This is a genomic window from Streptococcus parasanguinis, from assembly GCF_015556095.1.
GTDB classification, from domain to species: Bacteria; Bacillota; Bacilli; order Lactobacillales; family Streptococcaceae; genus Streptococcus; species Streptococcus parasanguinis_Q.
Map to the genome: position 1 here is coordinate 221,351 of NZ_JADNLT010000002.1, position 10,807 is coordinate 232,157.

At 42.3% G+C, this 10,807-nt stretch carries 4 protein-coding genes; 1 reads left to right on the plus strand and 3 read right to left on the minus strand.

Annotated features, from left to right (window positions below; all coding sequences use genetic code 11):
- Window positions 1-74: 74 nt before the first annotated feature.
- Both I2E70_RS04175 and I2E70_RS04180 read right to left on the minus strand, forming a co-directional pair.
- Entirely contained in the window at window positions 75-839 is a 765-nt protein-coding gene (locus I2E70_RS04175; protein WP_070464549.1) for an ABC transporter ATP-binding protein, read from the minus strand.
- Window positions 836-1,702 (minus strand): ABC transporter permease, encoded by an 867-nt coding sequence (locus I2E70_RS04180; RefSeq protein ID WP_023919757.1) that lies wholly within the window; start codon window positions 1,700-1,702, stop codon window positions 836-838. The genes I2E70_RS04175 and I2E70_RS04180 overlap by 4 nt, the downstream gene beginning before the upstream one ends.
- Window positions 1,703-2,065: 363 nt before the next feature.
- On the opposite strand from I2E70_RS04180, the gene I2E70_RS04185 reads away from it, so the two are divergent.
- Window positions 2,066-5,953, plus strand: coding sequence for a glycoside hydrolase family 66 protein (locus tag I2E70_RS04185; RefSeq protein ID WP_195423574.1), 3,888 nt, complete (start codon window positions 2,066-2,068; stop codon window positions 5,951-5,953).
- 435 nt (window positions 5,954-6,388) lie between these two features.
- On the opposite strand, the gene I2E70_RS10545 is transcribed toward I2E70_RS04185, so the two are convergent.
- A partial coding sequence (locus I2E70_RS10545) for an SspB-related isopeptide-forming adhesin (protein WP_229060257.1) occupies window positions 6,389-10,807 on the minus strand: 4,419 nt, incomplete at its 5' end.

Genomic DNA, 10,807 nt, shown 5'->3' on the forward strand with positions numbered 1-10,807 from the left:
ATGAATCCTCCTAGAATCTGAAGATTCTGCGTCGTATTCCCTATTTTGACTGTATCCGCTACGCCCTTTGTATCTTATTCTTTCTCAAATAATTCATAGTAGTCTGCGATGGTCATTTGGGCTTTTTCTTCTTGATTGAGGTCTTGGACGATGTGTCCGTCTTTCATGACAATCAAGCGATTTCCATATTTCAAAGCATCTTCCATATGGTGAGTGATCATAAGAGCTGTGAGGGCATCTTGTTTCACAAACTCATCGGTCAAGGTCATCAGAGCCTGACTGGTTTTGGGATCCAAGGCAGCAGTGTGTTCGTCTAGAAGCAAGAGTTCTGGACGTTTCAGTGTCGCCATCAACAGACTCAAGGCTTGTCGTTGCCCCCCTGATAGAAACTCAACGGCTGTATCGATATGATTTTCCAAGCCATTGCCGATCTTAGCAAGGACTGTTTGAAACTCTTCTTTATAGCTGGCCAAGTGACGCGGAATCAAGCCACGTTTTTCTCCGCGAAACTTCGCTACCAAGAGGTTTTCTGCTACTGTCATGCGAGGTGCCGTTCCCATTTTAGGATCTTGAAAGACCCGCGATAGGTACTTGGCTCTCTTTTCAGGAGAATAGTTGGTTACATCTTCCCCCAAAATATAAATCTTCCCACTGCTCACCGGAAGCGTCCCAGCAATGGTATTAAAGAGGGTTGATTTTCCAGCTCCATTGCCCCCCAAAATCGTGATAAAATCATGCTCTCGAATTTCCAAGGAAACATCATCCAGAATGACTTTTTCTTCGTTCATCCCATTGCTCACGGCTTTGGTTACATTTTTTAATTCTACAATTGCTGTCATTTACTGAGTTTCGCTCCTTTCATGATTTTTCCCTTAAAGGTTGGAATCATCAGGCAGATAGCCAAGATCAAGGCACTGAAGATTCGAATATAGCTGGTATTGATGCCAAGCGCAATCACGGCCCAAATCAAAAATTGGTAGGCGATCGATCCGATCGCAATACTGAGCAAGCGCTCTGTCAAGGTGACATTTGAAAAGAGAACCTCTCCAATAATGAGGCTGGCAAGCCCAATAACGATGACACCAATCCCGCGTGAAGCATCCGCATAGCCTTCTTGCTGGGCCATCAGTGCACCAGAAAGAGCAATAATCCCATTTGAAATGACCAAGCCCATCAATTCCATCCGGTCGGTGTTGATTCCAAAACTTCTAGCCATATCTGGATTGTCCCCTGTCGCAATATAAGCTTGACCCAAGCGCGTATCCAAGAAGAAAATCAAACCAAGGATCACAAGCGTTACGAAAATCAAACCAATCAGGATCTCATTGAACCCACTGGCAAAAGGAAGAAATTCCTGAATTTTTTTATAGCCTAAAAGTCCCAGATTAGCCCGTTGCATGACAAAGAGAATAACCGAGTTACAGGACGTCATCACAAGGATCCCTGACAAAAGCGTGGGGATTTTCCCTTTTGTGTAGAGAAGACCCGTCGCAAGGCCCGCCAAGCATCCTGCTCCAATAGCAGCCAGCGTCGCAAAGAGTGGGTTGACCCCTTTTGTGATCAAGGTCACCGCCACCGCTCCTCCAAGCGGGAAGGACCCTTCTGTCGTCATATCTGGAAAATCTAGAATTCGGAAGGTCATAAAGATTCCTAACCCTAAAATGGCCCAAATTAAACCTTGTGAAACAATTGAATTAATCATAGTTTCTCCCTTCGATAATAGTAGTTTAATTGTAACATAAATATGAAAGAGAACCTATAGGAAATTGATGCTTCTTCTTGCATTTATTTTTTATCTTTGTGTTTTGTTTAATTTTATGTCAAAAAAACGAACTAAACTATTTTTGCGGTTCATTTTTTTGTAAATATTTTTTTGGATATAAATATCAATATTTAAAAACTCACATTTAAAGCTATTTTCTGGCACTTTCATGAAAACATCAAATTCACTTTCTTTCCAAAATTGACACTATCTAGTGAAAAATCGTATACTTATTTGGTATAAAATGAACAAATAACACAGAAACGTTGATTTACTTATTTAGACTGTATGTGGGAGAAAAAAATGAAACAAGAAAAAAATAGTGTCTCTGAAAAAGGGCACGGCTATTTCCGCAAACGCAACAAGACATTGGTCTCTATGATTACCCTTTTTGGAGCCTTGATGGTAAGCTCTGTTGCCATGGCTGACGAGGTCAACACCAGTCCGACTTCTGAAATCACAGCAACCGCTCAACCAGTAGCAACCAATACCAGTACTCCTACCACTACTAGTGAGGAAGGTGCTACGACGGAAGCGACTTCTTCGCCATCGGAAACAACACCAACTGTAACTTCCACTCAACCGGTCAGTGCAACTCCAGCAACTACTTATAATACTCCAAAAATCACCAACGACGTCACCTTTGATAAAGCGACTTATAAAAGTGGGGAAGACGTTCGGATCTCCATCAACAACCCTGAAGTGGTTTCTTCTGATATCACTGTCTCTCATTTAGATCAGGTCATTTATGAAAAGAAAAACGTTGAAGGTGGCGAACTGACAATTCCAAGTACTGTCTTTTCACCTAATGCTGGATTTATCGTTGATGTCCTTGGTAAGAAAGCAGATGGCTCCCAAGCCTTTCATAAAGCAGCGGGTCTTGCTGTTGAAGATGACTGGACGATCTACCCACGTTATGGGGTGGTTGCCGGCTCTAAAGACAATCACAACTCCATCACCAATGATCAGGTAGAAGGCTACAAGAACAGTATTGACCAATTGGCCAATATGCACATCAATAACTATTTCTTCTACGATGTCTACAATACACCTGCCAACCCATTCCCAGCAAATGTTGAACGTTTCACTCAAGACTGGGCGACTTTCTTAATTCCAAATAGCGAAACAGATCCTGACAAGCGCAAGTCTTACTTACCTGTCATCGATACAGAAGCAGTCAAAGAGCTGGTGGCTCATGTCCATACAACTGGTGCCAAAGCCATGCTCTATAACATGATTTACGCAGTTTCCCTCGAAGAAGGGGTTCCAAATGAAGTGAAAAGCGCCGTTGTTCGCAATCTAGAAGACCATTTTAACTTTGGTAAAAAGGGGGATGTCACAGCGACCGATATCCAACAATTTCTCGATCCAGGCGATCCAAATTGGCAAAAATTCATCATTGAAGTCATGACCAAAGCCATGAAAGAAGGGAATTTTGATGGATGGCAAGGGGATACCATGGGATCTAACTGGGTGGAAAAAGTCAGTGAACCTGGAAAAGGCTTCTCTTTGAGCGAACACTATCCAGAACTAGCCGCAGCTGCAACAGAGGCCCTCAAAAAAGAAGGCTATGACTTTATGATCAACGATATCTCTACTGGAGATGCTGATCGACTAGGTAAGACCACTGTCTCTGCACCTTATGCGGAAGTTTGGGGAGATAGCATTGCCTATGACTCTACCTACCAAGCCTTGACGCGCCTTACCGAACGGATGCGAGATTTATACAAGGGGAAATCTCCTATCATCGCAGCCTATACCCATCGTGGTAAAAATGCATCAGCCCTCAGCAAAGACAACGAATTGCTGACAGATGCTATTATCGCAGCGAGCGGTGGTTACCATATGACAACTGCTGCCCTCAATACTTCTGAAGATGCTAAAGGTTTTGGGGTGATCCAAGCAGAATGGTATCTCAATCAAAACCTACCAGTCAATGCTGACTTTGCCAATGCAGAATTCAACTACCAAGAATTCATCGTTGCTTACCAAGAACTTCTCCGCGGTCGCGACACCTTGGCACATGATACTCGTCGGATTGTAGACAATACCAATGTACTGGTGAACGGCAACTTCATTGGATCCAACCTGGATAATGCTGACGGGGTTCAACCTGGAACCGTTTATACCATTACAAAAGAAACCAAGACAGGTGATCGAATTGCTCACTTGATCAATTTGGTCGGCATCACTGAAAACAAATGGAACAGCGCTGTGAATACAACCGAAAAATTGACCAATATTCAAGCTTTTGTTCCACTCGGAAAAATTACAAAAGACCAGGCTGAACACGCCAGCATTTACTGGGCAACACCTGATGCTGTTGAAGGAAAATACAACATCAACCTCCGAGAAACAAGCGCAAATGTTTATTATGACGGAGGAGCTGGCCAATGGATGGCTGCTATCGATGTTCCGAGTCTAGATGTATGGGACATGCTCTATGTCAAACTCAATGAAGCCGCTCATGTTCTTTATCAAGACAAAAACGGAGTTGAGCTCGAACGTTCCAGTGACTTGGTTGGTCATACAGGTGAAAAGATCAACTACTCTACAAAAGAAACCATTGCCAACTATTTGAAGAAAGGCTACGAACTAGTAGAGAATGGCTTCGATGCAGACGGACAACCGAACTTTGACCGCGACGCTAACAACACCAATGATGATGGCGTTCAAGAGTTTATTGTCCGCTTGGCACCAAAAATTGTGGAATTTTCTGCAACACAGCCCATCCAAGCCGGTCAAGTTGTTCCAGGAGATAGCGAAGGTCGTGTCTATCCAACTCCTCTAGCACCAGCTGGTCAAACAACGGCTGATCTGAATCATTTATCTGAAACAGTTACCCGTACGGTAACCTATGTAACAGAGGACCAGGATGGATCTAACCGCCAGCCTGCAGGAATAGCTGATCAAACTAACACCCTTCATTTCAGTCGCAAAGGTACCATCAATTTGGTGACAGGCGAGACAAGTCTTGAAGACTGGACAGCTCAAGACGGCACAAGCTTTGCAGCTCTTGAAAATCCCGTCAAAAAAGGCTATGTTGTCGTAGCAGAAGAATCGACTGATACCACCTCTTCTGACCTGACAAAAGTAGGAGAACATACTGGCATTCATGCTGATGCAGCAGACATCACAGATACGGTCATCTATCGCCCAGTCGGTGCCTATAGGATCAGCTATGCTACTGGTAATGAACCAGCCCATGCTCAAAAAGAGATCGCTTATCTAAACGATCCCACAAATCCAACTGCCATCGCGTCTCCTACTGCTATCCTTCCTTACGTGGAGGGATTAGAGCCAAAAGATGCTCGTGGACAAGTCTTAAACCTTGTGGATCCACTTGACGAAACCAAAGGCTATCTTCTTCCAAGCCCTGATTCTCCAACAGCTGATACTGCTATTACCTATGCCATCAGCAAAGGATCGGTCAGAGTACGATTCCTCATTGAGGGAAGTGACACTGATCTGCAAGAGGCGCAAGACCTTGCTACAGAGGTAGATTTCGGCACCAAGTACACCAGTGAGGCCCCAACAGAAATCACAAAAGATGGTCGTATCTACCATCTAGTTGGACACCGTGCTGATTCTGCTGATCCAAGTGGCACAGTCACTAAGGGAATGAAAACGGTCATCTATGATTACAAGTTAGCTACGGGAACGGTCATCGCGCGATTTGTCATCCAAGATACTAGCACTGAATTGCAACCAGATCTTGCTGTTGCAACCAATGTGGACAATGGAACCCCTTACGTCGCTATCGCACCAGATGAAATCTCCTACGACGGCCACATCTATGAACGGATCGGTGCAGCTGAACAAACTGGGAACGTAGAAGTGGGAACAACCATCTTGATCTTTGCCTACAAGGTCAAAGAAATCCCTACTCCACAACCATCCCAAGAAACAGAAAATGAAGAAACAGTCAGCCCTCTTCCTTCCGTGACAAAAGCAAACACGACTGATGCTCATGAAGAAAAGGGATCACCACTTCTCTCTAACAAAGAAGAGGAGAAACCTCTTGAAACAACAAGCCAAAAAGAGGAACTACCTGAAGTTGTTCCTAACACCCCTCAAGAAGGAACTCACCTACCTGCAACAGGTGAAGAAACCTCTCAGCTAGCCCTACTTGGACTTGGCATCTTAGCAGGTTTGTCCAGTCTGATCCCTTACAAAAAGAAACAAGATTAGATCCCAAACACAAAGAAACTTCCTATGGAATTCTGTTCCAAGGAAGTTTTTTTATATTTATACAACTCATTCAGAGTCTAGATCCCTTTTATGAGGGTGACTGACGACAATAAGGGTGTGAAGTACTACCACTCCAAACCCTACTGTATTCCAATTCAAAGTGGATTCATTCCCCTTGTTGCCGGCAGTTTGAAAGATCAAATTGCTTTACTAGTATACTGTTTTCTCTACTTCAAGTCAATGGAATTTTACTGAAACTAGTAACCGAATGAAATGAATATATAGAATTTTACTGAAACTTTTTCATCACATTTATGCATGTTTTTCTAAGTTTCCAATACCAAACAAAGAGGCCTTGCTCTTTCGAGCAAAGCCTCTTCCTGTTGGATCTAAAATTGTCACCTCATCAACAAGTTTGCTGATGTCACCTCAATTTTAGTCTTCGCGTTTTTTGCGTTTTGCAAGTCCCGCAAGGCCAACCATACCAAGTGCAGCACCTAACAATGCAGCAGATGCTGATTGTTCTTCACCAGTTTCAGGAAGTGCTGGAGCTGGAGGAGTTGTAGGTGTTGGCGGTGTTGGTGGTGTTGGCGGTGTTGGTGGTGTTGGTGGTGTTGGCGGTGTTGGTGGTGTTGGTGGTGTTGGTGGTGTTGGTGGTGTTGGTGGTGTTGGTGGTGTTGGTGGTGTTGGCGGTGTTGGCGGAATAACAGTGTTGTTAAACTCTGTATCTTCTGGCAACTTAGTAGTAGCCACTAATACCTTACCTGCTTTATTCACCACGATACCAACGGTCGCAACCATCTTATCGTAAACAACGCTAGAATCTGTACCACGAATTTCTTCTACATGGTAGAGGTGAGTTCCTTCTTCACCACGTTTGAACTCAAGATTTGAGAAGGTAATCTTACCAGCCGCATCATTCTTCACAGTTTCGATCACATTGCCTTTTTCGTCTTTCAGAACGAAGCTGAATTCACCAGCTTTCAATGTGCGTCCTTCCAATTTCTTAGTGAATTGGAATTGAACCTTAACTGGAATGTTGACTACACGTTTTTCAGTTGGTTTTTCTGGTTTTTCTACAGTCTTCTTAGTTGGATCGTATTGGTGTACGATTTGTGAAGCTGTATTTTCAATGTCCACACCATCTTGAGCAGATTGTTTAATTTCTGCAGGAATTTCAAACTTGTAGTAACGTCCAAAGGCCAACTTAGTTGTGTCGATGACTTGTGTATTTTCTGCGTCTCCAAGTGACTTAGTCAAGTCTGCTTTAGAAGTTGCAGTAATCACACCGTTTTCAACCTTGATATCAAACTTAGCTGTTACATCTTCTCCTGTTACAGAGTCGTATGCCTTAATATCAGCTCCGTTGACAGTCAAGTTCGCACTGTCATATTTATCTGTAACACCAACAGATTGAATATTGTGTGCTTCAGTGAATTTAGTTGTATCCAACCATACTTGGTAGTATACTTTATCACCTTTCTTGAGTGTCTTCGTATTGATGTTTTGAGCTTCGTTGTTGGCAGTACCATCCGCATATGGGTTGGCATTTGTGTCCGCAACTTTATGTTCTAACTCGTTATCATCATCGAGAAGTTTCACACCTGTAAGATCGAATTTAGATTCGTTCAAGATGTATTTCTCTGGATTGAAATCAGGAGTTTCTGGAGGACGAACAGTATTATTGAATTCTTTATCTGCTGGATCCGTTACGTTAGTGATGAGAGCTTTCGCTGTTCCGTCATGTTTAACTTCTACAGTTACTACTGCTTTCATCGCATCGTAAGTGACAGTTCCGTCAGTACCTTTAACTTCTTCTACTGTGTAGTTGTGAACACCTTCTTGACCTTTCTTGAACTCAAGTTTAGAGAACTTAACGTTACCAGCCGCATCGTTCTTAACTGTTTCAACAACTTTACCTGTTGAATCTTTAAGTACGAAGCTGAACTCGTTAGCTTTAAGCTCACGGCCTTCCAATTTCTTAGTGAAGTTGAATTCTACTGATACTGGTACGCTGTTTACACGTTTTTCAGTTGGTTTTTCAGGCTTTTCAACTTTCTTAGTCGTTGGGTTGTAGTAGTTCACTACTTGAGCCGCAGTATTTTCGATGTCTACTCCGCCTTTAACGTCAGCTTTCACTGTAGCTGGGATATCAAACTTGTAGTAACGTCCGAATTCGAATTTAGTTGTGTCGATCACTTGTGTGTTTTCCGCATCGCCAAGTGACTTAGTGAAGCCATCTTTAAGAGTTGCAGTAATCACACCGTTGTTCACAGTAATATCGAATTTAGCTGTTACATCCGCACCAGTCTTACCATCGTATGCTTTAATAGCTGAAGCTTCAACGTCGACTTTTGCCTCATCGTAGTCATCTGTGATTCCTACTGATTGGATGTTGTCTTTGTTGTTTGCATCAAATTTAGTTGTGTCAAGCCATACTTGGTAAACCAATTTATCTTTTGGTTTAACAGTCTTAGTATTGATATTCGCAGCTTCGTTGTTAGATGCATCGTCCACATATGGGTTCGCATTGGTATCTGCGTACTTGTCTGCCAACTCTTTATCATCATCTAATAATGAAGTTCCAGTCAAATCAAATTCTTTTTCGTTTAGAACATATTTTTCTGGATTGAATTCTGGAGTTTCTGGAGGAGTTACACGGTTGTTAAATTCTTTGTCCGCAATGTCGCCTACAGTTGCCACAAGAACTTTAGCAGTACCATCGTGTTTCACTGTGACTGTTACATTCGCTTTCATGGTGTCGTATGTAACGGTTGCGTCGCTTCCTTTAACTTCTTCTACTGTGTAGTTGTGTACGCCTTCTTGACCCTTCTTGAATTCAAGAGCTTTGAACTTAACGTTACCAGATGCATCATTGCTTACAGTTTCAAGAGTCTTACCTTCTGAATCTTTAAGCACGAAGCTGAATTCGTTAGCTTTCAGTTCACGGCCTTCCAAGCGTTTCGTGAAGTTGAATTCTACTTCAACTGGAACGTTGTTTACACGTTTTTCAGTTGGTTTGCTTGGTTTTTCAACTTTCTTAGTTGTTGGGTTGTAGTAGTTCACTACTTGAGCCGCAGTATTTTCAATATCTACACCGCCAGGAACGTCTGCGTTCACAGTTGCTGGAATGTCAAATTTATAGTAGCGTCCAAACTCGAGCTTAGTAGTATCGATGATTTGAGTGTTTTCAGCATCACCAAGTGACTTAGTGAAGCCATCTTTGAGGTTAGCTGTGATTACACCGTTAGAGATTGAGATATCAAACTTAGATGTAACATCCGCACCTGATACTGAATCGTATGCCTTGATGTCTGAAGCATTCACAGTCAACTTAGTTTCATCGAAGTCATCTGTGATACCAACTGTTTGGATGTTATCTTTGTTATTTGCGTCAAACTTAGTTGTATCCAACCATACTTGGTAATAAAGTTTTTGGCCACGTTTCACAGTCTTGGTGTTCAAGTTTTCTTCTTCGTTGTTTGATGCATCGTCCGCATATGGGTTAGCGTTTGTATCCGCAACCTTGTTAGCCAATTCTTTGTCATCATCAACGAGTTTTGTACCTGTTACATCAAATTTCGCTTCAGAAACAACATATTTCTCTGGTTGGAACTTAGGTTCTTCTGGAGGTGTTACACGGTTGTTAAATTCTTTATCCGCAATGTCGCCTACAGTCGCGATCAGAACTTTAGCTGTTCCATCGTGTTTCACTGTGACTGTCACATTCGCTTTCATTGTATCGTATGTAACGGTTGCGTCGCTTCCTTTAACTTCTTCTACTGTGTAGTTGTGAACGCCTTCTTGACCTTTCTTGAATTCAAGAGCTTTGAACTTAACGTTACCAGCCGCATCATTGCTTACAGTTTCAAGAGTCTTACCTTCTGAATCTTTAAGCACGAAGTTGAATTCGTTAGCCTTAAGTTCACGACCTTCCAAACGTTTCGTGAAGTTGAATTCCACTGGTACTGGAACGTTGTTTACACGTTTTTGAGTAGGTTTCTCTGGTGTTTCAACCTTCTTAGTTGTTGGGTTGTAGTAGTTTACAACTTGCGCTGCAGTATTTTCAATATCTACACCAGCAGCAACATCAGCTTTCACTGTTGTTGGAATGTCGAACTTGTAGTAACGTCCAAATGCGAATTTAGTTGTGTCGATAACTTGAGTATTTTCTGCATCTCCTAGAGATTTAGTGAAGCCAGCTTTAAGAGTTGCTGTGATTACTCCGTTATTAACTGTAATATCAAATTTATCTGTTACTTCTGCGCCTGTTATTGAATCGTAAGCTTTGATCTTAGTTGAATCAAGTTCCAACTTCGCTTCATCGTAGTCATCTGAGATTCCTACAGATTGGATGTTTTCTTTGTTAGTTGCTGAGAATTTAGTTGTATCCAACCATACTTGGTAAACCAACTTATCTCCACGGTTAACAGTCTTGGTATTGATGTTTTCTGCTTCGTTGTTGGTATCTTTGTCAGCATATGGATTTGCATTTGTATCTGCATACTCATCTGTCAACTCATCATCATCGTCAGCAAGTTTTGATCCAGTGATATCAAATTTTTCTTTATTAAGAACGAACTTCTCTGGTTGGAACTTAGGTTCTTCTGGAGGAGTTACACGGTTGTTAAATTCTTTATCCGCAATGTCGCCTACAGTCGCGATCAGAACTTTAGCTGTTCCGTCGTGTGATACAGTGACTGTTACATTCGCTTTCATGGTGTCGTATGTAACGGTTGCGTCGCTTCCTTTAACTTCTTCTACTGTGTAGTTGTGTACGCCTTCTTGACCCTTCTTGAATTCAAGAGCTTTGAACTTAACGTTACCAGATGCATCATTGCTTACAGTTTCAAC

Coding starts and splice junctions, on each gene's coding strand:
- I2E70_RS04175 (WP_070464549.1), bottom strand. CDS start 839: ATGACAGCAATTGTAGAATTAAAAAATGTAACCAAAGCCGTGAGCAAT.
- I2E70_RS04185 (WP_195423574.1), top strand. CDS start 2,066: ATGAAACAAGAAAAAAATAGTGTCTCTGAAAAAGGGCACGGCTATTTC.
- I2E70_RS04180 (WP_023919757.1), bottom strand. CDS start 1,702: ATGATTAATTCAATTGTTTCACAAGGTTTAATTTGGGCCATTTTAGGG.